The following is a 24,819-nucleotide window of genomic DNA, read 5'->3' as shown; positions in this document are numbered from 1 at the left end:
AGCCTTACGAGTGCCATGTTTTATTTGTAACGCAAGGCTCCTTTGATAGGGGCGGAGAGCGGCCATTCGCTGCAGATCCAACGATTAGGACGTAAACGTTAGGAGCAGACATTGAGCGGCGAACAAACAACCGGCGGAACACATCCAGGGCATTGTGCCCGATCACTCACCCTTTGAAGGCTCTTCATAGCTCGTTTCAATACCCGTAAATGTGATGACTTCCACGGAGTGCTTATCGGCCAATTCCGCAAAAATCAAAGGCGTAGGTTGGCTGAGCAACAAGATACGCTCCACCGTCTCAATCTCCATGCCAACATACTCGCCAACCTTATCGAGATTCGCCTCAATCTCTTCGCATCTGTTCAAGTGCTTCTTGAGGTCATCTGGTTTGCCGTTGCTCTTGATACCGCCTTGATACTTCGACAATCGATTTGCGACTTCGCCGATTGTCTTATCAAACGACAAATCTTTGCATTCGATGATCAGAAGGCGTTTGCTCGCTTTGTTCCACGCTAGCACATCAACATCGCCAAATTTCTGTGATTTCGGCCTGTTGAAGATTTGACCATCCGATTGATTGGGCTTGGCTTCCCAGCCAATCTCTTCAAACTTCTTCGCTACAATGCTATTGAACTCTTCGCCCACCTCACCATTAATCGCGTCCATCAGCTTGTAAAGCTTCCCGTTCGCTCTGAACATGTCATGCGAGAATACGCCTTCAAGCGTATTCGCATAGAACCGTTCCAAGTGCAGAACGCACATGGCGGGAGCGATCATCAGCGTTGGGTCTTCTTCATCATTCAACTGAATAATGGGTTTCGTCACCAACGACAGTTGTCTTTGAAATCGCCACGGATGCCACGCGTGGTCAGGATAACCGTCTGGCACGTCAGTCCATGATGGGCGCGGTTGAAGCGTAAAGCTATTGAGACACTTACCGACTATTTCATCGTCAAGTTCGATGTCCTTCCCGATCCGTTTAACAAGAGCTGAGCGTGGCTCTTTGATGATCGGCTTGCCATCGGTCTGCAAGATCATCCAAAAACCGCCGATAAATCTGAGAAAATCTTCGGCGCTGAAGCCGAACTCATCAAGCCAAGCCGTCTCAAAGGCATCCTTATCTTTCTGTTCTTTCTCGGAAAGATCGGGCGGTGTTTGGCTTGCTTCCTTGGACTCGTAGCGAGAGGCGTATTTTTTCTTCTCTCCTGCGAGGGAGTGTGCGGTAAAATGCTGACCAAACGGTCTTATCACAGCGTCACTGAACCCGTGATCCATCATGACTTCACCAGCAGGTGAGATCACGATCTCTGGCGGCATAATGCCCGCAAGCATAGCTGCGCGGTACCCGCCCAGGTGATGCATCTGTGAGGCATCAGCAAGGAGTCTATTGATGTCCATATCACCAGGTTCGAAGCCTTTGTCTAATGGCGCTTCGCATATGGCAGCCTCAGCAATGATCCTCGATGCCATGCTTCCAGCAAATAGGCGTCCGATTTCTTCGGAGGCATCTTGAACTGCAAAATCGTCCGTATCGCTCAGTGCCTCAACCGCACCATAGGTGCGCTTCCATACGTCACTTTCGTGCGAACAAGACTCGTGATTGAGCAACGCGCGCTCAAGTAAAGCTTCGCGATCAAAGGTTGCCACCTGTTCCTTGAACCGCGCAGCAAGCACATCGAGCAACTGAGTGAGATAAGCGGCACACGGGCCTTTGCCTTCAATTTTGTGACCGTCCGAGCGGTCGCGACACGACCATCCTAGTCCGATCCGTGTGAAGGCATCGTCTAGCTGTTCAACGACCAAAGGTGACGGCAAATGATCACGAACATAGTCGCGCAAATCTGGCTCAGAGAACGCGTGCAAGTGCCGCGCTTTCTCTGACTTCACTACTGACCAAATCAGCGTTTCAAGTTCATCTCGGTCTAGCTCGCGCCCTTGCACCTCAGCACAGGCGCTGATCAGCGCCCCAACAAGTTGTCGCTCTCCGAAATTGTCCGCACGACGACCTGCCGACATGAAGCCCTCCTTGACATCGATGACAACGTCCACACTCTCGGACTGAGTGCCAGAGCGTCGCTCGATCAGGGAAGTAATTTCTTCATCGGTTGGTCTTGGTGCAGTCCCATCAATCGCGATCTCATCGTCACCAAAGGCAACATGGTGAGACATCTGAACACCCTGCGGGGTCTCATTTTGTGCATCAATCATGCGAAAAACTTTCTCGGCCCAGTGCATAGTCAGAGAAAGAAGCTGGTAGGCGCTATGTCGGTCCAAGCCATCCTTGCTGCTCACGCTTATCCAGTATTGCCCTTTTTCACCAAGATAGACATTTCGATATTCACCGTCGTGGTAGCCAGTAACATCAACGTAAAATGGCGATAGAGATCGCGTACCGTATCTTGGCGTTGCATGTGCGCGTTGCGCTTCTGCAAATGTACCATCTGGACGCTCCAAGGTCCGAATGTCAGACGCGAGATAGGATTCAATGCGAGCATCCAACAAGCTATTTGTTGGAATATGCATCATTCCGGGATGGTCCGCAGTAGCAAAATCATGCTCCAACTTCTCATGTTGGACGATGTGTCCATCGTTATTCATCATCCACGCCCACAAATTAAAAATGCCGTTTGCATTGATCAGGACGATATTCTGTTCTGACACGGCCTCTTGAGCATCCAATATCTTGAATAAGTCAGTAGTCTTGAATTTAGGCATGTCATGAAAAGCAAGCGCATCATGAGGGGGCATCAAATCAACGCGCCAACTTTGAGGGAGTTCAGGTGGTCTAAATCCGACATATCGACCCCAGCCGCATGGAATAACAAGTGTCAGGCCCTCGCGGAAGTCCGACGCCTCAACGCATTTCTTATGCGCTTCTTCGATTGATTTCCCCACATAATCCGAAATCGGGTCTACTGAGTTCGTGCCGATAAATGTTTCTTCTGCGAAGCCCTCAAAGCCATCAACAAAGAACAAGAGGTGTAAGTATCGCCCTTTATCCAGCTCCTGCACGAGTTGTGCGGCATGGAACGGGCCACAATACTGCATCTGAAGTGGCGGCGGATTTTTCTTGAGTAAGCCTTTATTGGCAAAAAGTTGCACGTACGCATTGGCAAGCGCTTCGTGCAGCTCTCTTTCCATGTCCATCCTTTGACATAGCGTTATCATCATATGACGGATCGCCGTGCCGATCATCGTCGGATGGAAGACGACCAGTTCATCCTTATGCAGGATAAGAGGATGCCAATCCAAAGGGCTATGACCAGGCATATGGTCTAGGAGACCTTTCGCGTGATCTTTCTGAATAAAGAAGGGCTCAAGCGTTGACAGACCAATCGTATGGTCTTCAAGCTCGTTCTGCGAGAAGACGACCCTTCGGCGTAACTCTCGCCACGTCTCTGGTGAGGGTTTGCCGATCCCCGATTTTGGTGTTGTAGCCCCTACATAGTAAGGCGGGACACCAAATCGCTCTGCAATCAGCTCGGATAGTACGAGGATCGAGCGAACACCATTTTTCATCATGGTGTAAGGTCCGCCATTCGGCATGTCCTGTAAGATCGTCAAGAACATTTGAGTGTGGAAGCGATTGCCTTCAGCACTTCCCTCAAAAAGTCTATATTGCCGCCCTTCAAATGTGACAGGGGCAACAAATACATCTTCGGTCGCGTCTTCTTGCCTTCCGCACGTCCCCTTGTCGAGTGCGTTAAACCAAGCTGTTACATTCGCTGGCGTAGGCCGAGATTTTCCTTCTGCATGAAGGAACACTAAGTGGATCAGGACTTCCAAACGATAGTGGTTAGCCTGCAATTCAGGGATAGTCATCATAGCGCCAATAATGCGCAAACAATTCACACGACCGAATTTTTTCAGTGCCCTACAGACTGTTTTGTATTCTTTTGAGAAATCCCCAAATGTTTTGCTGAGGGGAGAAGGTGCGAAATCCTCCAGATTGACCTTCTCGCCAAGATTTAAGCTCGCCATTGTTGCATCAGGCGGGCCTGCTTTTCCCTTTATAAAATCAGAGATCAGTTTTAACAGATCATCATCGTCTTTAGACACAATACCCTCGCAGGGAGTTGACACACACGCATTTTCGTTTTCCGCAAAGGTCGACCTTGAGGCTACGCACGCAGCATACTCATTAGTACTTGGTTGTCGGTTCCTAGCGGGTCAGTGAAAACGGTTTTTAGGTTCAGGCAGTTGTGAAGCAAGCCTAGCGAACTCCAACGATGTGCGATTGGCTTCCGAGAAGTAAGCTGCCAGTTTCTCGATATCGCAGCTACCGGGGTCTGGTGCCGATGCTTTGAACTGCTCCAGATATGCCCTCGCGGCCAGCTCAAGCTGCTGTATCTCTTTTTGCTCTTCGGAGGAGCGTAAGGGTGAACGAAGTTTTGGCCCATTTCGCCATTCGTGGTCGCGCCAGGCGTCTCGAGAGGCTTGGCACCTTAGTTGAAGCGTGGCGAAGCTCTGTTCAACGCTTGCTTCAGTCTTTTGCCTTTCCAATCGCAATGCGTTGATCTCGGCCCCTTTTGTTGCTTTGAGTGCCGCCTTCATTGATCTGCGATCGAGCATCCAGAATGCGACACCAAGCGTCGCGACGATGGCTGTGTAGAACTCCAGCGGATTTGTCAGCAACAAGTACTGAGCGTATTCAATCATCGGCCTTCCCCTATATCGTCCAGCATCAACGAGCACCCACAACATGTGGTCGTTGGATGGCGGCAGTTCAACCGTTGGGGCCGACCTTACCCCAACGCGGAAGTCATTATTCTTATGAATGGCCGCTTTGCTAGGCCGCGACGTAAAATCGGAACACCGCCCCCAATGGCTGCTAGGCGCCGTCAGGTTCGTTTTCTACATTTGTCTTCATACTCTTCCCAAACGTCCATTCGCCCCTTTTGGCGAGCGTCGGCAAGCCAAAGTTTTTTCCGTGCGTCTATTGTTTCAAAGTTCCGGTAAACTCCACCCGAATACTTCGGCCAGTCGATAGCGAGACCTTGCTTTACCAACTCTGCGGACAAATCCCGGCCATCCGGCAGGAAACACCTTGCGACCGTACGGCCATAGTCATCTTTTTCGGTGATTTCCGCTCGGACGTTATGGCCTTTGCAAAGTTTCACCATCGCCCACTTCGCCTTTTGTCCGTAAGGGTGGTTCAATTCTGGTGCATCTACACCAAACAGCCGAATCTGTGTTTTTCTGATTTTGATAGTGTCGCCGTCCACGACATATGCCGGACCGGTCAAAACCTGTGCCTTGGTGGTTGATGAGGCGGTGGTGGAGTCAAACACTGGCCTTTGTTTGCTTCGCAGTCCGGGTGTTCGGGTTGGTGGAAGCGGTTCTTCAGTCGCCGGTTTCGATCTTTGCTGTGTGTCGTCTTGTTTTCTGCCCAATACGAAAGCGAAGACCAGGAAACCGATTATGCACAGCGCTGCTATTGCTGCTTCCAATTTAGCGTCCTTCGATAGTTGCCTGTTCTACTGGACGGAACAAAACACATCTGCGCATCAACAACCATAGGTAGTGTGGCGATTGGTAAACGAACAGATGTGCAGGAGTCGCGACGAGCATCTGCGACTATGCCAGCGAAGTTGGTTTTGATAGGCAAAAGGTGCACCAGAGACGATTTCTCTCTGTGATGGCGGGCGCGTCATCTGACTGTTGAAGAAACGAGTGTTGCAAAGACACCACTCAAAGATACGTGTCGCGCTGCTTCCGTAGTGCTTCCGTAACTTAGGAACGCATGATTGCAGAAACCGCAATCATACGTAACATATGGAAAAATAATGATAAATTGGCTCCGGCGGTAGGGATCGAACCTACGACCAATTGATTAACAGTCAACTGCTCTACCGCTGAGCTACGCCGGAACGGTCTGGGCGATATAGCAGCGCTGGATTCGCACGTCCAGAGGGATTTGCCGAAAAATCCCAATTTTGCGATGCCCCTCAGCGCACGATACAAAAGGTGGTATCTGCTGCCAGAATACCCTGAGGTTGAACAAGGGATTTCCCATACAGGTCAATAAGATGGGCCAGTACATTACGGGTTGCTGCGGGCAGCAGCACCGCAGGAGCATCGGTATAGATCTCGTGCGCCAGCGTGCTGGCCGTTTTGGGGTGATCGCCAAGCGCGGCCAGAATCGCGTTTTCGCGTTTCTCGCGGTGTCTGATCAGCCAGGAAAGCCGTTCAGTGGGGGCTGTGATTGCCGCGCCGTGGCCAGGATAGAATGCCCGCCACGTGTTTTCCTGCAAAAGCCGGCAGCTTTGCATGAAATCGGTCAGATCGCCGTCGGGCGGTGACACCAAAGAGCTGGCCCATCCCATAACGTGGTCTCCGGTAAAGCAGGTGTCACGCCAGCCGAGACAGATATGGTTTCCGATGTGACCGGGCGTGTGCAACACGTTCAGCTGCCATCCATCGCCATCTATCCTGTCGCCGTGACGGACCGTGATGTCCGGGTTGAATGCCTCGTCAATACCTTCACCACCACCAGCAAGTCCGCTGGCCGCAAGCTGGTTCATAATGGCCGAGCGACCGGCATGTGCGGGCCCAAAAGCCAGCACCTGTGCACCTGTCTCCCGGCTCAGAACCGGCGCCAGCGGCGAATGGTCGAGGTGCGCGTGGGTTACGATGATGTGGCTGATATGCTGGCCGGGTTCAGGTGTTGCCAGAAGAGCCGCCAGATGGTCATCATTCAACGGCCCCGGATCAATAACCGCAAGACCTCTGGCACCAAGAATATAGCTGTTTGTACCCCGCCAGGTCATTGGCGATGGGTTTGGGGCGACAACTCTGCGCAGGCCGGGCGCCAGGGTCTCGGGCTGGCCATAGACCGGTTCAAAATCCTCTGGCAGGTGCATTGGTTTGGCTCTTTCTAAAGGGCAGGTGCGCGGCTAGGGTCTGGTGTATGTCTTTTGCCTGGCTCAAACAATATATGCCGCGCAGCCTTTATGCCCGGGCAATCCTCATTCTGTTGCTGCCGGTTGTATTCCTGCAGCTTGTCGTGACCGTCCTGTTTCTGACGCGTCACTTTGAGGATGTCACGGAGCAGATGACCGATACCGTCTCGCGCGAATTGCGTCTGATCCTCAACATCGTCGGCGACGCGCCGGACAGGGGCTCTGTCGCGGGGGAGGTGGTGACGCAGGCCGGGGTGCTGGCGATCACGGCCGTGCCGGTCGATGAAAGTGATGTGCCTGCTGACCACATGCGCAGCTGGTATGACTTTTCCGGCCGGGTGATTGTGGCGCGTTTGCCTGCTGACCTGAAAACGGTCCGGTCCATAAATCTGACAGACGACCGCCGGGTGCATGTTTACGCAGACAGCCGCCACGGACCAGTGATGCTCAGTTTTGACCGGCGCCGGATTTCGGCCTCCAATCCTCATCAGCTGTTTGTGAACATGCTGTTTTTTGGCGGTCTTATTACGTTCATCGCCATTTTGTACCTGCGCAATCAGTTGCGGCCTATCAAGCGGCTGGCGCGTGCAGCAGAAGCCTTTGGCCGTGGCCGTCACGAACCCTACACGCCCACCGGTGCTATTGAGGTCAGATCGGCTGGCAACGCTTTTCTGGATATGCGATCGCGTATCGAACGTCAGATCGAGCAGCGCACACTGATGTTGTCCGGTGTCAGCCATGACCTGCGCACGCCGCTCACGCGGATGCGTCTCAGCCTGTCCATGCTGGACGATGAAGACAGAGAGACATTTGAACACGATGTGGATGATATGCAGCGCATGCTGGATGCATTCCTGAACTTCGTCAAGGGATCGGGCGAGGGAGAGCCTGAACCCGTTGATCCGCATGAACTTGTTGAGGAAGTCGTTCAGGAAGCCCGGCGTGCGGGGCGCGATGTGACAATCGCCGAGGCAGACGGCGACGGGACCGGAACGGTCAAGCTCAATGCGCTTACGATGCGCCGCGCACTGGACAATCTGATCTCGAATGCGGTGCGCTACGGCGCGCACGCCGAGGTCTCTGTGATGCTGAGCGAGAAAGCACTGCGCATAAGGGTCGAGGATGACGGGCCAGGCATCCCTGCGGACAGGCGCGAAGAAGCGACCCGGCCCTTTACCAGGCTGGACCCGGCGCGTAACCAGGACAAGGGCGGCAGTGTCGGTCTGGGGCTTGCGATTGCCACTGATATTGCACGCGCACATGGTGGCGTTCTGCGGCTCGGATCATCCGAGCGTCTTGGAGGGCTGCAGGCGGATATTGTGATCGCGCGCTGAGCACAGCGACCGTCGGGGAAGCGGGGGATATGGTAGGCCCGGCAGGACTTGAACCCGCAACCAAAGCGTTATGAGCGCTCTGCTCTAACCAATTGAGCTACAGGCCCGCCACAATCCTGTGCCTAAGGCTGCGCGCCGGTCTCGTCAAGAGGCCGATCGGCCCTTGCAGGCGTTGCAGTCAGCGACTGAATGCTCTAACCCGCGCACAGTGGATGCCGGGGCCAGGAGACAGATCATGACAGCGCCGAAAAACGGAATGACCTATGCCGATGCCGGCGTCGATATTGATGCCGGAAACGCGCTCGTGGACCGTATCAAACCCGCTGCCAAACGCACATCGCGCAGTGGGGTCATGGCGGGTCTTGGTGGCTTTGGCGCGCTCTTTGATCTTAAGGATGCAGGGTTTACAGATCCGATCCTCGTTGCCGCGACAGACGGTGTCGGTACCAAGCTGCGGATCGCCATTGATACAGGGTATGTAGATGGCGTCGGTATTGATCTGGTGGCCATGTGTGTGAATGACCTGGTGTGTCAGGGGGCCGAGCCGCTCTTCTTTCTCGACTATTTTGCGACCGGTGCGCTGGATACGGACAAGGCCGCGCGGATCATTGAGGGCATCGCAGAAGGCTGCGCCCGTGCGGGCTGCGCACTGATCGGCGGGGAAACGGCGGAAATGCCTGGCATGTATCCACCGGGTGACTTTGATCTGGCGGGCTTTTCGGTCGGGGCCATGGAACGCGGTGCGGATCTGCCTGCCGGTGTCCAAAGCGGAGATGTTCTGCTCGGGCTGGCCTCTGACGGGGTGCATTCGAACGGATACAGTCTGGTCCGCCGCCTGGTAGAGATGTCTGGTCTCGGCTGGGGGGATGCATGCCCCTGGGCCGGCGGGTCGCTGGGTGAGGTTCTGCTGACGCCGACGCGTCTCTATGTGCAGCCGGCACTGGCCGCAGTGCGGGCAGGGGGCGTGCATGCACTGGCGCATATCACCGGTGGCGGTCTGACCGAAAACCTGCCCCGTGTCCTGCCGGACACCTTGGGCGCCGAGATTGATCTGAACAGCTGGTCGCTGCCGGGTGTCTTTGCCTGGATGGCGAAGATGGGCGGCATGCAGGAAACAGAGCTGTTGAAAACCTTTAACTGCGGCATGGGCATGATCCTGTCGGTGGATGCAAACCGGGCGGAGGATCTGAAGGCACTTCTTGAAGAGGCCGGTGAGACGGTCACGCGGATCGGGACAGTTACGGACAAGCCCGGTGTTGCGTATACAGGATCGCTGCTGTGAGCAGACGCGTCGCTGTCTTTATCTCGGGCAGCGGCTCAAACATGGTGCAGCTGCTCGACAGTATGACCGGCGATCACCCGGGACGGCCCTGCGTCGTGCTGTCCAACGAGCCGACCGCTGCCGGTCTGGACAAGGCTCAGGCGCGCGGCGTTGCCACGGAAATTATCCGGCACCAGCCATTCAGCGGTGACAGGGCGGCTTTTGAAAGCGCGGTATCCGCTGCCCTTGCGCCCTATGCGCCCGATCTGATCTGTCTGGCCGGTTTCATGCGCAAGCTGACGGGTGGATTTACGGACCAGTGGCAGGGCCGCATGCTCAACATCCATCCCTCATTGCTCCCGAAGTACAAAGGTCTGAACACCCATGCCCGTGCGCTCGCGGCAGGCGACAGTCAGCATGGCTGCACCGTGCATGAAGTGACGGCGGCGCTGGATGATGGCCCGATCCTTGGGCAGGCCAAAGTGCCGGTTCTGGAGGGCGATACTCCGGACACTCTGGCAGACCGTGTTCTGGTCCAGGAGCACCGGCTGTACCCGATGGTGCTGCGGCGGTTTTGTGCTGGTGACAGAACGCCTGTTCACCTGACGGCATGAGCCGGAATGCGGTTCTGGTCATTCCCGAAGCAGTCGTGTAACAGTGCCGGGACGTGGGGCCGCGACAACAAAAAAGAATTGCCGGTATGAAGACGATCACCACAACCCAGGACCTCGCAGAATTCTGCACACAGGCCGCAGAACACGACTATGTCACTGTAGACACTGAATTTCTGCGTGAACGGACTTACTATTCCAAACTGTGTCTTGTTCAGCTTGCCATGCCCGGGAAAGATGACAGCAACGCCGTTCTGGTGGATCCGCTGGCAGAAGGGCTGTCGCTGGAGCCGCTCTATGATCTGTTCCGGGATACCTCTGTCGTCAAAGTCTTTCATGCTGCCCGCCAGGATCTGGAGATCTTTTACGTCGATGCAGAAGTGTTCCCCGAGCCATTGTTTGATACCCAGGTCGCGGCGATGGTCTGCGGTTTCGGTGAGCAGGTAGGCTATGAGACACTGGTGCGCAGGATCGCCAAAAAACCGCTCGATAAAACTTCGCGTTTTACGGACTGGTCACGCCGGCCCCTGACAGATGCGCAAAAAACCTATGCACTGGCGGATGTGACGCATCTGCGGGAAATCTATGAATTTCTTGCTGAAAAGCTCGAAGAGACTGGTCGCAGCCGCTGGGTCCGCGAAGAACTGACAGTGCTGACGACACCGGGCACCTATGTGGTGGAACCGCGTGAGGCCTGGCGCCGGGTAAAAACCCGTACGAATTCTCCAAAATTTTTGTCAGTCGTGCGTGAGCTTGCGGCCTTTCGCGAAGAACATGCGCAAAGCCGGAACATTCCGCGCAACCGGGTCTTCAAGGATGATGCGCTGGTCGAACTGGCATCCAACAAACCGAAAAACGGCGAAGAACTGGGCCGTGCGCGTCTGCTGCTGCGCGAAGCGCGCCGCGGGGATATTGCCGAAGGTATTCTGAAGGCTGTGGCCGCGGGTGTCGCCTGCGAACCCGACCAGATGCCCAAACCCGACCGGTCAAGGGACAAGCTGCAGGTCAATCCCGCACTGGCGGATCTGTTGCGCGTATTGCTGAAAGCCAAAACCGAAAGTGCGGGCGTTGCGGCCAAGCTGATTGCTCCGGCGTCCGATCTGGACGCGATCGCCGCAGGCCTGCGGGACGTGCCCGCCCTGTCGGGCTGGCGGCACGAAGTCTTTGGCGCAGATGCGCTGCGCCTGTGCGAGGGTAAAATTGCGCTCGCTGCGGATGGCTCGGATGTACGGATCGTGTCGCTGGATTAATGTCAGCGGCGTGAAACCTGAGCGTTTGTAACGCCTTCCACACGTATTCTGCTCACACCTGCAAGCTGCCGGTCGGTGACTTTGCGGGCGGCGGTCACCTCACGCGATGCAGGCGTGCCTGCCCGCGCGCCGTCCGCGCTGCGCAGGGCCTCCAGACGGTACGTCAGAATACCGTCCTCTGGCACCTCATCCTCATTAGCAGGTGTCAGTCGCACGTCGTAAATGCCCTGAACCGCAGCAACCCCGGTTGCCCGGATGATGGCCCCGCCGGGTACACGCTCGACGGTCAGGTCGGTTACTGTTTCAACCGCTGTGCCATTATAAACAGCCAGGCGGTCCCGGCGGCTCGAAAAGAGCCCTGTGCGTTCCGGGATCAGCGGATTGTCGTTTTCGGCAACCGGCGCGCGGGGCTCGGACGTGCCACCGCCGAACCAGTTGAGCGGGTTCAGATTGGTTCCACATCCCGTGAGAACAAGTGTCGAAACCAGAAGGGCGGAAACTGTGATGCGCATGGAGCCTGCCGTCATTTAACTTTTGCATGGTGTAGCCTGTCCGACCGGGCTTGAAAAGCGCCAAGGAGGGGTCTGGACCTTTGCGCCCGCGCAACTTAACTCCTAGGCCGACCCCTAAGGAGCACGCATGGCACAGGCTGCATTTGAAGAACTGGTTGAGGATTTCGAGTTTCTGGACGAGTGGGAGGACCGCTACCGCCTGGTGATCGAGGAAGGCAAGGCGATGACCCCTCTCGAGGACGCGCTCAAGGTGCCCGCGACAAAGGTGGATGGCTGCGCAAGCCAGGTCTGGCTGCATGTGACCACGGCCGGCGGCACCCTCACGTTTGAGGGCGAGAGTGACGCCATGATCGTCAACGGACTCATTGCTGTGCTGCGGCGGCTCTATAACGGGCTGAGCCTTGCGGATGTGGCTGGTGTTGACGCCCGGGCAGAGATGGGGCGTCTCGGTCTGAACGATCACCTGTCCGCGCAGCGCTCCAACGGTCTGCGCGCGATGATTGAACGTATCCGCGAAACAGCCGCGGCAGCCGCCTAAAGCCGCTCCAGTGCTGAACGCAGATCACCGTATCCGGTAAAGCGCCGCTCAAAGTCGAGGCCAAGCCGTTCTGCACATTCCCGCGCTTTGGCTGTCAGGGCCGGGTCATCGGTCTGCGCCTGATAGACCAGCTTTTCATAGTTGCCGAAATACATGTCCCGCAGTTCCGGATGCCGGTCGAGACCCATAGGCCGGATTACAAAAGCATCAAACTGCCGCACCAGAAAATCTGTCAGATAGAACGCGGTAAACTCATCCGCTGCCCGTTCGGCGAAAACGCTGTTGCCTTCAAAAAAACTGTAACAGTGGGGACCTGCGATCATATCTACACCCATCTCGTCACAGGCCGCCTGCAAAAGCCCGCCTGTGCCACAGTCTGCATAGACCACAAAAATCTGCGCATAGCTGTCGCGATGCCTGTCAACAGCCGTGCGGACCTCACGGGTGATCTGGTCGGGATAGAGATGCAGTTTTGCGGGCAGGCAGGTCAGGTCAAGATGGTCCCAGCGGTTTGCCTTCTTCAGATCCAGGATTTCGCGGGCAAGCGCCCCGCAGGCTATCAGCAGAACGCGCCCCGTGCTCCGCTCCAGTGGCATGCCGCTTTCGGTCAGGATGCTGTCACTCAGATCGCTCATTGGTCCGTTCTCTTACAACAAAGGCCTGTCCCGGGGATGCCGGAACAGGCCTTTCACAAAGCTCCGTCTGCGATCAGGCGGATTTCTGATTATGCTTGCGTCCGACCCATTCCTTGGCGGTTTCCACGGCGACCGCCGCGTCCCGGCAATAGGCATCTGCGCCGATAGCCTTGCCAAACTCCTCGTTCAGCGGCGCGCCGCCGACCAGAACGATATAGTCATCGCGCACGCCCTGTTCGACCATCGTGTCGATAACGACTTTCATATAGGGCATGGTCGTGGTCAGCAGGGCGGACATACCCAGAATATCCGGCGCTTCTGTTTCCAGCGCTTCCATGTATTTCTCGACCGCGTTGTTGATGCCGAGATCCACCACTTCAAAGCCTGCGCCCTCCATCATCATGCCGACGAGGTTTTTGCCGATGTCGTGAATGTCACCTTTGACGGTGCCGATAACCATTTTGCCTACGCGCGGTGCGCCGGTTTCTGCAAGCAGGGGCTTGAGAATGAACATCCCGCCCTTCATGGCATTCGCAGCCAGCAGCACTTCGGGCACAAACAGAATGCCATCGCGGAAATCGTGCCCGACGATTGTCATGCCGCCGACGAGCGCCTTGGTCAGGATGTCATAAGGGGCCCATCCGCGTTCGAGCAGGATGTTGACCGCTTCTTCGATTTCTTCTTTGAGACCGTCGTAAAGGTCATCAAACATCTGCTGGACAAGTTCTTCGTCGTCCAGTTCTGCCAGGATGATATCGTCTTCTTCGTCCGACATGAATGTTCCTCTCTGACGTCACGCAGCGCGTGATTGCTCCTTGTGTCTTTTGTGCCAGAACGGGTGCGTCCAACTGTCACAATAGCGACACGACCCCATCCAGGCGCGACCTTTCAACCCGAAAACTGCGGCCATATCAGGGCGCTGCGTGTGTTTTCAGGTCTTCCAGCTGTGATGCTGACGCCCATTGGTCGCAATCCGGCGCGGCAGTTCGCGCTCAGCGTGCGGCACGGCGGCGTCTGGATGTGCGGCGCTGCGGTTGTTCATTGTCGCCGGTCCCGTCCGTGGCCGATGAAAATGCACCCAGCCGGTCTGCGATTTCCTCCAGCGAGGGCGGCGATGTCATCACGCGCGTGTCCAGCGCCTCGCGCATCAGGGCGAGGTGTTCTGGCATTGTGCCGCAGCATCCGCCGACAATCCGGGCGCCGCAGGCCCGCGCCATAACAGCATAGTCAGCCATTAGCTCGGGCGTGCCATCATAGTGGATATGCCCGTCGACGTATTTTGGAATACCAGCGTTGCCTTTGGCGATGATCGGTTGTTCAGCCCCCTGGGCGGCAAACCCCAGAACAGTGCGCAAAAGGTCCGACGCGCCGGTGCCGCAGTTTGCGCCATAGGCAAGCGGGGCGTTGTCTCCCAGCTCTGAAATCATGCGGACCATATCCGCGCTTGTGACGCCCATCATGGTGCGCCCTGCGGTGTCGAAACTCATGGTGCCGCACCAGGGCAGGCCCGCCAGTGCAAAGCCTTCGGCCGCCGCGCGGTATTCCTCAGGCGCGCTGATGGTTTCCAGCCAGCCAACATCCGCACCACCTGCTTTCAGTCCATCCGCGGTTTCATGAAACATTTCCACTGCCACGGAATGGCTCAGTGCGCCAACCGGCTCCATGATCTCACCTGTGGGTCCAACCGATCCGGCAACGATGACCGTCCGGCCAGCCGTGTCGGCAACATCCCGTCCGATTTCGGCGGCAACCCTGCTCAGCTCATGCGCCCGCTTTGCGGCGTCATGCAGTTTGAGGCGGGAGGCATTGGCCCCGAAAGAATTGGTGAGGAACAGGTCACTGCCAGCATCTACAGCACCTTTGTAAAGTGTTCTGATACGGTCAGGATGCTGGGTGTTCCACAGCTCGGGCGCGTCGCCCGACATCAGGCCCATATTGAACAGGTTCGTGCCCGTCGCCCCATCGGCAAGCAGTGTGCCTTTTTCCTGCAGCAGCGCGTCCAGTGAATTCGTCATGCCCGGGCCTTTCGTACAACCGAGCCTTCACCTGTCAGAATTGCCTTCTTCAGGCAAACTCATAATATTCACTTTTGTTATGAAATTGATGGCAGTTTGCGGCAGCCCGAACGGGGCGGGCTGCCGGGTATCTGACGGCGCGGGTCAGACCTCGTTCATGATCTGCGCTTTTGCCTCTGCCATCAGTTCGGCCATCTTGCTGCGGATGGTTTGTTCATCGGCATGCGACCCCAGATCACCGGACACTTTGCGGTAAACGTCTTCGTCGCCTGCTTCCTCGAAATCGGATTTTATCACCTCTTTGGCGTAGGCATCCGCTTCATCGCCCGATTTGCCCAGAAGTCCGGCCGCCCAGAGCCCGAGCAGCTTGTTACGCCGCGCCTCGGCCTTGAACTGCATCTCCGCATCGTGGGCGTATTTGTTTTCAAAGGCATTTTCACGGTCATCAAAAGTGCTCATGGAAGGTCTCCTCGTTCTGTTATTTATCGCTTGCTACAGATATGCGGTGTTGAAAGGCCTGGCGCAAGTGGCCCTGTCTTGCAGCGTGATCAGCCTTGCACTAAGAGGAGCACAACAGGGGCGGGACAAACTCCCCCTTTTGCGGAAAGGACGCCCATGGCCCGGCGCAAGAAAATCTACGAAGGCAAAGCAAAGATCCTGTATGAAGGCCCGGAGCCGGGAACGATTGTTCAGTATTTCAAGGATGATGCGACAGCGTTCAATGCCGAAAAGAAGGCCGTGATCGAGGGCAAAGGCGTGCTGAACAACCGCCTGTCCGAGTTCTTTATGACGGGCCTTGCGCAGATCGGCGTGCCCAACCACTTTATCAAACGTCTGAACATGCGCGAGCAGCTGGTGCGCAGCGCCGAGATTGTTCCGCTGGAAATCATCGTACGCAACTATGCCGCCGGCACTATGTCAAAACGCCTCGGGCTCGAAGAGGGCACGCAACTGCCGCGCCCGATTGTCGAATACTGCTACAAAGATGACAGCCTCGGCGATCCGCTGGTGACAGAAGAGCATATTGCCGCCTTTGGCTGGGCAAGCCAGCAGGACATGGATGACATCCTCAGCCTGGCGCTGCGCGTAAACGATTTTCTGTCCGGCGTCATGATGGCCGTGGGCATTCGTCTGGTCGATTTCAAAATTGAGGTCGGACGTGTGTACGACGGTGACTTTCAGCGCCTGATCGTCGCGGACGAGATCAGTCCGGACAGCTGCCGTCTGTGGGACATCGAAACCGGCCAGAAGCTGGACAAGGACGTGTTCCGCCGGGATCTGGGCAGTCTGACGGATGCCTATACCGAAGTTGCACAGCGCCTCGGCGTTATGCCACGCAAAGCCACACCGGTCAGCAAACCTACGCTGATCAACTGACCAAAAAGCAAAGGAAGACCCGACGATGAAAGCCAGGGTGCATGTGATGCTCAAGAATGGTGTTCTGGATCCGCAGGGAGAAGCCGTCCGGCATGCGCTCGGCGCCCTTGGGTTTGACGGTGTGAACGGGGTACGCCAGGGCAAGGTGATTGAACTGGATCTGGCCGATGGTACCACCAAAGGCGACGTCACAGCCATGTGTGAAAAGCTGCTGGCGAATACGGTGATCGAATCCTTTACGGTGGAGATGTCCTGATGCATGCGGCGGTCGTTGTCTTTCCCGGATCCAACTGTGACCGCGATCTGGCCGTCGCATTTAAAGCGGCGGGCGCAAAGGTGTCGATGGTCTGGCACAAGGACACGGCGCTGCCCTCTGACGTCGACATCATTGGCGTGCCTGGCGGATTTTCCTTTGGTGACTACCTGCGCTGCGGTGCGATTGCCGCAAATTCTCCGATCTGCAGGTCGGTGGCTGCCCATGCAGAAAAGGGTGGCTATGTGATCGGGATCTGCAACGGTTTTCAGGTGCTGACCGAGACCGGACTGCTGCCGGGTGCATTGCTGCGGAACGCAGGCCTCAAATACATCTGTAAAACGGTGGGCCTGAAGGTTGAGACATCCTCTTCGCCTTATACCGAAGGGTATAACGCGGGCGATGTGATCAACATTCCGATCGCCCATCACGATGGTAACTACTTTGCTGATGACGATACCGTTGCGATGCTGCGCGGTGAGGACCGGGTGGCTTTCAGCTACACCGACAACCCCAACGGCTCACGTGGTGACATCGCGGGCATTCTGTCGGGAAACCGGCGTGTCCTCGGCATGATGCCACACCCGGAGCGGGCCGCGGATGCCGGCCATGGCGGGACCGACGGGCAGGCGCTCTTTCGCGCATTGAGTGGCGTGCTCAGCACAGCGTGACTTGAGACCGCCGCGCGCTTTGGCATAGGCTGAGGCATGTCTGCTGATACTGACCCTGATCCACCGGCCCTGACGAACTCCTGGCGCGTGCGCGCAGCGGTTGTGACGCTGATCGTGATTGCCGTGGCCGTGGTCTCTGTTACCAACAGGCTGCTGACAGACAGATTTACCGAAAGCACCCGCAACCGCGCAGAACTGCGACTGGCGCTTTACAGTGGTAACCTGTTGTCGGAACTGCGTCAGAACGCGATTGTGCCGCAGCTTCTGGCGCGGGACGCCGAGCTGATCAACGCGCTGAATTCTGCGGATTATACTGCGTCGACACGGCGTCTGATCTCGTTTGTGGATGAGATCGGTGCGGCCTCTCTGATGCTGCTGGACATTGACGGGCGAACCGTTGCGGCCACGGATCGCAACAGGCTGGGGTCATCGTTCAGGTCAGAGGCCTATTTTGTCGACGCGATCCGCTCCAGCGCCACGTTGTTCACTGTCGCGCCCACGGAAACCGGCGGTTTTGACTTTATCTATTCGCGCCGGGTACTGTCCGGGTCTGATGTTCTTGGCGTCATCGTGGTCGAGGTGGAGCTGCAGAAGTTCGAGCGCGCCTGGGCCGGGATTTCGGATGCGGTGATCGTCACCGACAGCACGGGCGCAATCATCCTGAGCACAGAGCCGCGCTGGCGCGGGCGCACCGAAGAAGAAGCGCTTGCGCGCCAGACACCGCAGAACGCCATTCAGCGCGCCATCCAGGCGACGGCAGACTGGACCGCTCTGCCACCGGACGCCTATCTGCAGGGCGAGGCGGTCATGCGCCTTGATACGCGCATTCCGTTCCGTGGCTGGAAAATGGCGTCTTTCACCACCTATGCCTCTGTAAGAGAAAAGGTAAACGGCGTTCTGGCGCTCGAAATTATGGGTTTTGCGATTCTTCTCGCGCTGACCTTCTATGCCCTGAGCCGTCGCAGCGCGCTGCGTATGGCGTTGTTTCAGCAGGAATCCGCTGAATTGCGCTCTCTGAACGCGGCGCTCCAGCGGGAAATCGCCGAACGTAAAAGGGTGCAGGAAACCCTCGCCGTGGCCGAACAGACGCTGGAGCAATCGAGCAAACTGGCGGCTCTGGGCGAGATGTCGGCAGCGGTCAGCCACGAGTTGAACCAGCCGCTTGCCGCGATGAAAACCTATCTTGCCGGCGCCCGTCTGCTGCTGCGCCGGAACCGCCAGGAAGAGGCGTTGTCATCCTTTGGTCGCATCGACGATCTGATCGAACGGATGGGCGGGATCACCCGCCAGCTGAAGTCTTATGCGCGAAAAGGCCAGGAGGCATTTTCCCCTGTGGATATGGGCGAAGCGCTTGCTTCCAGCCTGTCCATGATGGAGCCGCAACTGCGTCAGCGGCAGGTGGAAATCATGCGGGTCCTTCCCGAGGCGCCTGTCCGGGTCATGGGGGACAGGCTGCGGATCGAACAGGTCATGGTTAATCTTCTGCGCAACGCTATTGACGCGACCAAGTCTGAACGTCAACCTAAGGTGGAAGTTATGCTCTCTGCAGGAGAGACAGCCACCCTGACTGTCAGGGACAACGGCCCCGGCATTGAAGACCTCGATTCGCTCTTTGAGCCCTTCTACACCACCAAACAGCCGGGGGACGGTGTGGGGCTGGGACTTGCCATCTCTTCGGGGATCGTTAACGACCTTGGGGGACGGCTCACTGCCCGTAACGGGCAGGCTGGGGGCGCAGTATTTGAAATGCAGTTGCCGGTCCTGACCGGTGACGAGGCAACACAGGCGGCGGAGTGAACTCATGGCCCAGGCGATGAAAATTGCAATTGTGGACGACGAACAGGATATGCGGCAGTCGATCAGCCAGTGGCTGGCACTGTCAGGATATGACACCGAAACATTTTCCAGTGCCGAGGACGCGCTGCGGGTTCTGGGGCCCGAATATCCGGGGATCGTGATCTCGGACATCCGGATGCCAGGTATGGACGGCATGCAGTTTCTGAAAAAACTGATGGGCAGTGACAGCGCCCTGCCGGTGATCATGATCACAGGGCACGGCGATGTGCCGATGGCTGTTGAGGCGATGCGTGTCGGGGCCTACGACTTTCTGGAAAAGCCGTTCAATCCGGACCGCATGAATGAGCTGGCCAAAAAGGCCACGGGCGCGCGCCGGCTGGTCATGGACAACCGAGCACTGCGGCGCGAGCTGAGCGATGGTGGCCAGATCATGAAAAAGCTGATCGGTCAGTCGCCGGTCATGGAGCGCCTGCGCGAGGACATTCTGGATCTGGGCCAGGCGGATGGTCACGTACTGATCGACGGCGAGACGGGCACAGGAAAAACCCTGGTGGCACATGCGCTGCATGCCGTGGGCAGCCGGGCTGGCAAGAAATTTGTGCTGGTCAGCTGTGGCGCTTTTGAAGAAGAAGCTCTGAGCAAACGTCTGTTCGGCCCGATGCTGCCCGAGGACGCGCATCTGCCCGCTGTCGAGGAAGCACGCGGCGGCACACTGGTGCTGGAGGATATTGAGGCGCTGTCTGAAACCATGCAGGCCCGTCTGCTGAGTGTGATCAACGAACAGGGAACGCCGGCCGAAACCCGGATTGTTGCGATCTCGAACCTGCAGGAAGCCGGGCGCACGTCTGAGGATGCATTGCGGGCTGATCTGTTTTACCGCCTTGCAGCACTGCGGATCACTGTGCCGCCGCTGCGGATGCGGGGCGAGGATATCCTGACGCTCTTTACCCGTCTCAGCGAGCAGTTCTCGGATGAATACGGTTGCGAAGCGCCGAAAGTGACCGCTCAGGAAGCCGCACAGCTGCTCCAGGCACCCTGGCCTGGGAACGTGCGCCAGCTGATCAATGTGGCCGAGCGCGCGGTGCTGCAATCACGCCGCGGGGCAGGAACCATAGCCTCGCTGCTGATGAATGATCATGAGGATATGCAGCCCGTTATGACCACCGAAGGTAAGCCGCTGAAAGAATATGTGGAGGCCTTTGAGCGCATGCTGATTGACAACACAATGCGCCGCCATCGCGGTTCCATTGCGAGCGTCATGGATGAGCTTTGCCTGCCGCGCCGGACACTGAATGAGAAGATGGCGAAATACGGCCTGCAGCGGTCGGATTATCTGTAATCCTGCAATGACGGGGCGGGTCAGGAGCCGAAACACCGGCTCTGAACCGCCCGGTGCACTTTGCCCATTGTGTTTTTACCTCAGGTAGCATTATCTAGCACTATGGGAGCGCAGGTGCGCCTGCTGTCCCTTTGAGTTTCGCTGACATGTGCGTGACGTGAGAGAGTTCGCGCCGCCATGCCAGGCCGACTGAGCCGGAAACGGCTGACGAACCACTGACGCGGTGCAAGGCTCTGAAGCCCCAAAACGCGCAGTATATAATGGACACGAGGCCGCCTCAGGCGCACCCGTGTCGGAGAAGAAACGCGATGACGCGCGCCGCAGCATTGAGCAGAGTCCCCCTGGCACCGCCAGGGCTGGAACAGCGCGTGTCTCAGATCGCCCTGACAAGACATATTCCGCAACTGGCTGGTCCCCCGGGGCTGGCGAGGCTGCGGCTGTGCAATCTGGAAAAATGGCTAAGAAAATGCTTATCGATGCCACCCACGCGGAAGAGACCCGCGTCGTGGTGGTTGACGGAAACAAGGTTGAGGAATTTGACTTTGAATCTGAAAACAAACGCCAGCTCGCTGGCAACATCTATCTCGCAAAAGTAACCCGGGTCGAGCCGTCGCTTCAGGCGGCCTTCGTGGACTATGGCGGCAACCGTCATGGGTTCCTCGCGTTCTCGGAAATCCATCCTGATTATTATCAGATCCCCGTTGCGGACCGCCAGGCGCTGCTCGAGGAAGAGCGCGCCTATGCGGAAGCGCAGAAAGCTAAAGAAGACGACGAGGAAAAACCCAAACGCCGCCGGCGTAGCCGGTCACGTGCCAAGGCCGAGGACACAGCCAACGCGGATGCAACGGCCAGCAAAGAGGTCGATGGCGATCAGATCGAAGGCATGCAGACCATCGATCTGGACGATGAAGAAGGCTCCTCGCCGATGGAGCGCGTGGCTGAGACACCAGTCGAGGAACCGGTGGACAATGTCGGGGCCGAAGAAACTGTTGCCGGGACCACCGGGGAAGACGGTGACGACTTGGCCAGTGGCGAGGCAGATCACTCTGACGCCTCAGACAGCGATGATGACGATGACGACGATGATGACAAACCGCGCAAGGCGGATGCCTCTGCCAAAGATGACAGCATCGAGTCCGTTGCCGACGAGGACGACCAGGAAGACATCCGGCCGGCGCGCAAACCGCGTCCGCGTCGCTATAAAATCCAGGAAGTCATCAAGGTCCGTCAGATCCTGCTGGTACAGGTCGTCAAGGAAGAGCGTGGCAACAAGGGCGCTGCACTGACAACATACCTGAGCCTTGCCGGACGCTACTGTGTGCTGATGCCCAACACCGCGCGCGGTGGTGGTATCTCGCGCAAGATCACCAACGCCGCAGACCGCAAGAAACTCAAGGAAATCGCCAATGAGATCGAGGTGCCGCAGGGTGCTGGTCTCATCGTGCGTACCGCGGGCGCCAAACGCACCAAAGCGGAGATCAAACGCGACTATGAATACCTGCAGCGCCTGTGGGAGCAGATCCGTGAGCTGACGCTGAAATCCATTGCACCGGCTAAAATCTACGAAGAGGGCGATCTGATCAAACGGTCGATCCGCGACCTCTACAATCGCGAGATCGACGAAGTTTTTGTTGAAGGCGAGCGCGGATACCGTATCGCCAAGGACTTCATGAAGATGATCATGCCGTCGCATGCCAAAAACGTGAAGCTCTATACAGAGAGCCTGCCGCTCTTTGCGCGCTATCAGGTCGAAAGCTATCTGGCGGGTATGTTCAACCCGACCGTTCAGCTGCCTTCGGGCGGCTATATCGTGATCGGTGTGACCGAAGCACTGGTGGCCATTGACGTGAACTCTGGCCGTGCGACCAAGGAAGGCTCCATCGAGCAGACCGCGACCAAGACCAACCTGGAGGCCGCCGATGAGGTGGCACGCCAGCTGCGTCTGCGTGACCTGGCCGGTCTGATCGTGATTGACTTCATCGATATGGACGAACGCAAGAACAACGCGGCCGTCGAAAAGCGCATGAAGGAAAAGCTCAAGACTGACCGGGCCCGCATCCAGGTGGGCCGCATTTCGGGCTTTGGCCTGATGGAGATGTCCCGCCAGCGTCTGCGTCCGGGCATGATCGAGGCAACGACCCAGCCGTGTCAGGCCTGTCATGGTACGGGTCTGATCCGGTCTGATGACAACCTTGCGCTGTCTATTCTGCGCCAGATCGAGGAAGAGGGCACACGCAAACGGTCCCGCGAGGTACTGATCAGGGCACCCGTTGGCATCGCGAATTTCCTGATGAACCAGAAGCGCGAACATATCGCCCAGATCGAGGCGCGCTATGGTCTGTCCGTGCGGATTGAAGGCGACCCGTCACTGGTCAGCCCTGATTTCAGTCTGGAGAAATTCAAAACCGCAACACGCGTTGTCAAAGCCTCCTCTGAGGCTGTGGTGTCGGTTGATACATCCCTGATGGATCAGATCGACGCGGATGAAGCTGTCGAAGAGGAAGCAGAAGAGGCTCCCGCCGCACCTGCGACGCAGCAGCAGGACGGAGACGGAGAAGGCAAGCCCAAGCGTCGCCGTCGCCGTCGGCGCCGCAGCCGCAATCGCGGTAACAACGGTGATCAGCAAAACGGGGATGAAACCGCAGGCCAGGCCTCGGACGAGAACGGTGACACCGCGAGCGGTGATACGTCGGATGAAAACGGGAACCAGCACGGCGGCGAGGCTTCGGACAAATCCGATGCAGATGCAGACCAGCCGGAAGAAAAGGCTGAAAAGCCGAAGCGCACGCGTTCCAGAACCCGCAAGCCCAAAGCGGAACCAGCAGAGCAGGTGGAAAGCGAAGCTGCCGTGGCGGAGACGGCCACAGAGGCATCTGACGATGCACCTGCGGTAGCGGAGGAAGCCGAGCAGCCCGCCAAGCCCAAGCGCAAACGTGCAAGCCGGGCAAAGAAGAAAGACGATGCTGAGGTACCTGCGGCAGTTTCTGCGGAACCAGCCGCCCCTGAGCCTGCAGCAGATCCCGAACCCGCGCCGCAGGCAGAAGCAGAAGCTGCTCCCGCTCCCGAACCAGAGCCGGAACCGGTGGCTGCTGCCAGCGCTCCCGAGCCGGCACCCGCTGCAGCAGAGCAAGCGCCATCGGAACCCGCCAAACCAAAGAGAAAGGGCTGGTGGTCCCTGGGCGGATAAACCCGACACTTTCGGAAAAGAGGCAGGCCTGCGGGTCTGCCTTTTTCGTTATCCGGCTTTCTTTCGGATCACGTAAGTCTGGATCTTACCCTGGTTCGTCGCCGATACAAGCTCATGACCAGCCTCATGACAAAAGTGCGGAACATCGACAATCGCCGCCGGATCGTCCGCGCGCACCGTCAGTGTTTCACCGGCAGACAGGCCCTGCAGACGTTTGCGTGCCTTGAGCACGGGCAGGGGGCACAGCAGCCCGGTCGCATCGAGTTCGGTATTTTTGTCAGTCATAGAAATCAGATAGGCGTGATGTTTCATTCTGTCCACAAGGTTGTGACCGTCACAAGGGTGACGCAGTGCACCTGATGGTCTAGGGGTCGGATATGTTTGGAATTGAAATCATTGATGCAGGTCTCTTGCCGGCGATGACGGTTGCGCTTTTTGCCGGCATCATCAGCTTTCTCAGCCCCTGCGTGTTGCCCATCGTGCCGCCTTATCTCGCTTATATGAGTGGCGTCAGCCTGAACGAGATGTCCGGTGAAGGGGCCGCGCGCCGCCGTGCTGTGGTGTCAGCGCTGTTTTTTGTCATGGGGCTCAGTACTGTCTTTCTCATCCTTGGGTTCACCGCCTCCGCGTTTGGCGCGTTCTTCCTGCAAAACCAGCTGCTTTTCGCGCGACTTTCGGGAATTGTCATTATTGTATTTGGTCTGCATTTTCTTGGCGTTTTCCGTATCCCGTTTCTGGACCGTGAAGCACGGCTGGACGCGGGTGAACGCGGAGGTTCGAGCTTTGGCGCCTATATCCTGGGGCTTGCCTTTGCCTTTGGCTGGACGCCGTGCATCGGGCCGCAACTCGGCGCAATCCTGTCCCTTGCCGCCTCCGAGGCATCGGTTACGCGCGGCACGCTGCTGCTGGGGATATATGCCGCCGGGTTGGGGATACCGTTTCTTCTGGCGGCCATGTTCATCACCCGCGCAATGGGCGTCATGAACCGGCTCAAAAAGCACATGATGACGATTGAGCGCGTTATGGGCGGGTTGCTGTTGCTCGTCGGGCTTGCCATGCTGACGGGCGCATTCACGACATTCTCGTGGTGGCTTCTCGAACGATTTCCGGCACTCGCGTTGCTGGGTTGAGACAGGT

Annotated in this window: 22 protein-coding genes and 2 tRNA genes; 12 read left to right on the top strand and 12 right to left on the bottom strand. The window is 57.3% G+C overall.

Annotation, left to right across the window (positions count from 1 at the left end; all coding sequences use genetic code 11):
- Positions 1–162 precede the first annotated feature (162 nt).
- The 5 genes from Q1A34_RS03060 to Q1A34_RS03040 form a co-directional block, all read right to left on the bottom strand.
- The gene (locus Q1A34_RS03060) at positions 163–4,059 is read right to left on the bottom strand and encodes a hypothetical protein (RefSeq protein WP_300030586.1); all 3,897 of its coding nucleotides are present in this window, start codon (positions 4,057–4,059) and stop codon (positions 163–165) included.
- 111 nt (positions 4,060–4,170) lie between these two features.
- Positions 4,171–4,659 carry a hypothetical protein gene (locus tag Q1A34_RS03055; protein WP_300030584.1) on the bottom strand — a complete coding sequence of 163 codons (489 nt, stop codon included), beginning with the start codon at positions 4,657–4,659 and terminating at the stop codon, positions 4,171–4,173.
- A gap of 182 nt (positions 4,660–4,841) precedes the next feature.
- Positions 4,842–5,450 (bottom strand): thermonuclease family protein, encoded by a 609-nt coding sequence (locus tag Q1A34_RS03050; protein WP_300030580.1) that lies wholly within the window; start codon positions 5,448–5,450, stop codon positions 4,842–4,844.
- A 345-nt stretch (positions 5,451–5,795) separates the two neighbouring features.
- Positions 5,796–5,870, bottom strand: a tRNA-Asn gene (locus Q1A34_RS03045).
- 78 nt (positions 5,871–5,948) lie between these two features.
- Positions 5,949–6,863: an MBL fold metallo-hydrolase gene (locus tag Q1A34_RS03040; protein WP_300030577.1), complete on the bottom strand. Its 915-nt coding sequence runs from the start codon at positions 6,861–6,863 to the stop codon at positions 5,949–5,951.
- Positions 6,864–6,910: 47 nt separating this feature from the next.
- Here Q1A34_RS03040 and Q1A34_RS03035 point away from each other — a divergent pair, with 47 nt between their 5' ends.
- Positions 6,911–8,236 carry an ATP-binding protein gene (locus Q1A34_RS03035; protein ID WP_300030574.1) on the top strand — a complete coding sequence of 442 codons (1,326 nt, stop codon included), beginning with the start codon at positions 6,911–6,913 and terminating at the stop codon, positions 8,234–8,236.
- Positions 8,237–8,266: 30 nt separating this feature from the next.
- On the opposite strand, the gene Q1A34_RS03030 is transcribed toward Q1A34_RS03035, so the two are convergent.
- Positions 8,267–8,343 (bottom strand) — tRNA-Ile (locus Q1A34_RS03030).
- A gap of 128 nt (positions 8,344–8,471) precedes the next feature.
- Between Q1A34_RS03030 and purM the strand changes: the two genes are divergently transcribed.
- From purM to rnd, 3 genes are all read left to right on the top strand, one after another.
- Positions 8,472–9,518 carry a phosphoribosylformylglycinamidine cyclo-ligase gene (purM, locus tag Q1A34_RS03025; protein WP_300030571.1) on the top strand — a complete coding sequence of 349 codons (1,047 nt, stop codon included), beginning with the start codon at positions 8,472–8,474 and terminating at the stop codon, positions 9,516–9,518.
- The gene (gene purN / locus Q1A34_RS03020) at positions 9,515–10,111 is read left to right on the top strand and encodes a phosphoribosylglycinamide formyltransferase (RefSeq protein ID WP_300030568.1); all 597 of its coding nucleotides are present in this window, start codon (positions 9,515–9,517) and stop codon (positions 10,109–10,111) included. The genes purM and purN overlap by 4 nt, the downstream gene beginning before the upstream one ends.
- Positions 10,112–10,197: 86 nt before the next feature.
- Positions 10,198–11,358, top strand: a complete 1,161-nt coding sequence (gene rnd / locus Q1A34_RS03015; protein ID WP_300030565.1) for a ribonuclease D — start codon at positions 10,198–10,200, stop codon at positions 11,356–11,358.
- Between the two features lie 2 nt (positions 11,359–11,360).
- On the opposite strand, the gene Q1A34_RS03010 is transcribed toward rnd, so the two are convergent.
- Positions 11,361–11,885 carry a hypothetical protein gene (locus Q1A34_RS03010; protein WP_300030562.1) on the bottom strand — a complete coding sequence of 175 codons (525 nt, stop codon included), beginning with the start codon at positions 11,883–11,885 and terminating at the stop codon, positions 11,361–11,363.
- Between the two features lie 112 nt (positions 11,886–11,997).
- Here Q1A34_RS03010 and Q1A34_RS03005 point away from each other — a divergent pair, with 112 nt between their 5' ends.
- Positions 11,998–12,408 (top strand): SufE family protein, encoded by a 411-nt coding sequence (locus Q1A34_RS03005; protein ID WP_300030559.1) that lies wholly within the window; start codon positions 11,998–12,000, stop codon positions 12,406–12,408.
- On the opposite strand, the gene Q1A34_RS03000 is transcribed toward Q1A34_RS03005, so the two are convergent.
- From Q1A34_RS03000 to Q1A34_RS02985, 4 genes are all read right to left on the bottom strand, one after another.
- Positions 12,405–13,043 (bottom strand): DUF1638 domain-containing protein, encoded by a 639-nt coding sequence (locus Q1A34_RS03000; RefSeq protein WP_300030556.1) that lies wholly within the window; start codon positions 13,041–13,043, stop codon positions 12,405–12,407. The genes Q1A34_RS03005 and Q1A34_RS03000 overlap by 4 nt on opposite strands.
- A gap of 73 nt (positions 13,044–13,116) precedes the next feature.
- Positions 13,117–13,818, bottom strand: a complete 702-nt coding sequence (locus tag Q1A34_RS02995; protein WP_300030553.1) for a B12-binding domain-containing protein — start codon at positions 13,816–13,818, stop codon at positions 13,117–13,119.
- Between the two features lie 217 nt (positions 13,819–14,035).
- Positions 14,036–15,058 carry a betaine--homocysteine S-methyltransferase gene (gene bmt, locus Q1A34_RS02990; protein ID WP_300030550.1) on the bottom strand — a complete coding sequence of 341 codons (1,023 nt, stop codon included), beginning with the start codon at positions 15,056–15,058 and terminating at the stop codon, positions 14,036–14,038.
- Positions 15,059–15,202: 144 nt separating this feature from the next.
- A complete protein-coding gene (locus Q1A34_RS02985) occupies positions 15,203–15,517 on the bottom strand; it encodes a DUF1476 domain-containing protein (RefSeq protein ID WP_300030547.1) in 315 nt (104 codons plus the stop codon).
- 156 nt (positions 15,518–15,673) lie between these two features.
- Here Q1A34_RS02985 and purC point away from each other — a divergent pair, with 156 nt between their 5' ends.
- From purC to Q1A34_RS02955, 6 genes are all read left to right on the top strand, one after another.
- Entirely contained in the window at positions 15,674–16,435 is a 762-nt protein-coding gene (gene purC / locus Q1A34_RS02980; protein ID WP_300030544.1) for a phosphoribosylaminoimidazolesuccinocarboxamide synthase, read from the top strand.
- Positions 16,436–16,460: 25 nt separating this feature from the next.
- The gene (purS, locus tag Q1A34_RS02975) at positions 16,461–16,691 is read left to right on the top strand and encodes a phosphoribosylformylglycinamidine synthase subunit PurS (RefSeq protein WP_300030541.1); all 231 of its coding nucleotides are present in this window, start codon (positions 16,461–16,463) and stop codon (positions 16,689–16,691) included.
- A complete protein-coding gene (gene purQ, locus Q1A34_RS02970; protein ID WP_300030538.1) occupies positions 16,691–17,359 on the top strand; it encodes a phosphoribosylformylglycinamidine synthase subunit PurQ in 669 nt (222 codons plus the stop codon). The genes purS and purQ overlap by 1 nt, the downstream gene beginning before the upstream one ends.
- A 36-nt stretch (positions 17,360–17,395) precedes the next feature.
- A complete protein-coding gene (locus tag Q1A34_RS02965; protein WP_300030535.1) occupies positions 17,396–19,156 on the top strand; it encodes an ATP-binding protein in 1,761 nt (586 codons plus the stop codon).
- A 4-nt stretch (positions 19,157–19,160) separates the two neighbouring features.
- Complete coding sequence (locus Q1A34_RS02960) at positions 19,161–20,495, top strand: sigma-54 dependent transcriptional regulator (RefSeq protein ID WP_300030532.1); 1,335 nt, start codon at positions 19,161–19,163, stop codon at positions 20,493–20,495.
- 454 nt (positions 20,496–20,949) lie between these two features.
- A complete protein-coding gene (locus Q1A34_RS02955; protein ID WP_300030529.1) occupies positions 20,950–23,682 on the top strand; it encodes a ribonuclease E/G in 2,733 nt (910 codons plus the stop codon).
- A gap of 48 nt (positions 23,683–23,730) precedes the next feature.
- Here Q1A34_RS02955 and Q1A34_RS02950 read toward each other — a convergent pair whose 3' ends face one another.
- On the bottom strand, positions 23,731–23,967 hold the full coding sequence (locus Q1A34_RS02950; RefSeq protein WP_300030526.1) for a sulfurtransferase TusA family protein: 237 nt from the start codon (positions 23,965–23,967) through the stop codon (positions 23,731–23,733).
- Positions 23,968–24,059: 92 nt separating this feature from the next.
- Between Q1A34_RS02950 and Q1A34_RS02945 the strand changes: the two genes are divergently transcribed.
- The gene (locus Q1A34_RS02945) at positions 24,060–24,812 is read left to right on the top strand and encodes a cytochrome c biogenesis protein CcdA (protein WP_300030523.1); all 753 of its coding nucleotides are present in this window, start codon (positions 24,060–24,062) and stop codon (positions 24,810–24,812) included.
- Positions 24,813–24,819 lie beyond the last annotated feature (7 nt).

Origin of the sequence: uncultured Roseobacter sp. (genome assembly GCF_947491795.1) — a bacterium.
In the GTDB taxonomy this organism is placed as follows: Bacteria; Pseudomonadota; Alphaproteobacteria; order Rhodobacterales; family Rhodobacteraceae; genus Roseobacter.
Note: the sequence above shows the minus strand (reverse complement) of the source record. Positions and strands in the feature narration are given on the sequence as shown.

What these genes read in the sequence shown, in the direction of transcription:
- Q1A34_RS03055 (WP_300030584.1), bottom strand. Translation starts at nt 4,659, where the DNA reads ATGATTGAATACGCTCAGTACTTGTTGCTGACAAATCCGCTGGAGTTC.
- Q1A34_RS03040 (WP_300030577.1), bottom strand. Translation starts at nt 6,863, where the DNA reads ATGCACCTGCCAGAGGATTTTGAACCGGTCTATGGCCAGCCCGAGACC.
- Q1A34_RS03035 (WP_300030574.1), top strand. Translation starts at nt 6,911, where the DNA reads ATGTCTTTTGCCTGGCTCAAACAATATATGCCGCGCAGCCTTTATGCC.
- purM (WP_300030571.1), top strand. Translation starts at nt 8,472, where the DNA reads ATGACAGCGCCGAAAAACGGAATGACCTATGCCGATGCCGGCGTCGAT.
- rnd (WP_300030565.1), top strand. Translation starts at nt 10,198, where the DNA reads ATGAAGACGATCACCACAACCCAGGACCTCGCAGAATTCTGCACACAG.
- Q1A34_RS03010 (WP_300030562.1), bottom strand. Translation starts at nt 11,885, where the DNA reads ATGACGGCAGGCTCCATGCGCATCACAGTTTCCGCCCTTCTGGTTTCG.
- Q1A34_RS03005 (WP_300030559.1), top strand. Translation starts at nt 11,998, where the DNA reads ATGGCACAGGCTGCATTTGAAGAACTGGTTGAGGATTTCGAGTTTCTG.
- Q1A34_RS03000 (WP_300030556.1), bottom strand. Translation starts at nt 13,043, where the DNA reads ATGAGCGATCTGAGTGACAGCATCCTGACCGAAAGCGGCATGCCACTG.
- Q1A34_RS02995 (WP_300030553.1), bottom strand. Translation starts at nt 13,818, where the DNA reads ATGTCGGACGAAGAAGACGATATCATCCTGGCAGAACTGGACGACGAA.
- bmt (WP_300030550.1), bottom strand. Translation starts at nt 15,058, where the DNA reads ATGACGAATTCACTGGACGCGCTGCTGCAGGAAAAAGGCACACTGCTT.
- Q1A34_RS02985 (WP_300030547.1), bottom strand. Translation starts at nt 15,517, where the DNA reads ATGAGCACTTTTGATGACCGTGAAAATGCCTTTGAAAACAAATACGCC.
- purC (WP_300030544.1), top strand. Translation starts at nt 15,674, where the DNA reads ATGGCCCGGCGCAAGAAAATCTACGAAGGCAAAGCAAAGATCCTGTAT.
- purS (WP_300030541.1), top strand. Translation starts at nt 16,461, where the DNA reads ATGAAAGCCAGGGTGCATGTGATGCTCAAGAATGGTGTTCTGGATCCG.
- purQ (WP_300030538.1), top strand. Translation starts at nt 16,691, where the DNA reads ATGCATGCGGCGGTCGTTGTCTTTCCCGGATCCAACTGTGACCGCGAT.
- Q1A34_RS02965 (WP_300030535.1), top strand. Translation starts at nt 17,396, where the DNA reads ATGTCTGCTGATACTGACCCTGATCCACCGGCCCTGACGAACTCCTGG.
- Q1A34_RS02960 (WP_300030532.1), top strand. Translation starts at nt 19,161, where the DNA reads ATGGCCCAGGCGATGAAAATTGCAATTGTGGACGACGAACAGGATATG.
- Q1A34_RS02955 (WP_300030529.1), top strand. Translation starts at nt 20,950, where the DNA reads ATGGCTAAGAAAATGCTTATCGATGCCACCCACGCGGAAGAGACCCGC.
- Q1A34_RS02950 (WP_300030526.1), bottom strand. Translation starts at nt 23,967, where the DNA reads ATGACTGACAAAAATACCGAACTCGATGCGACCGGGCTGCTGTGCCCC.
- Q1A34_RS02945 (WP_300030523.1), top strand. Translation starts at nt 24,060, where the DNA reads ATGTTTGGAATTGAAATCATTGATGCAGGTCTCTTGCCGGCGATGACG.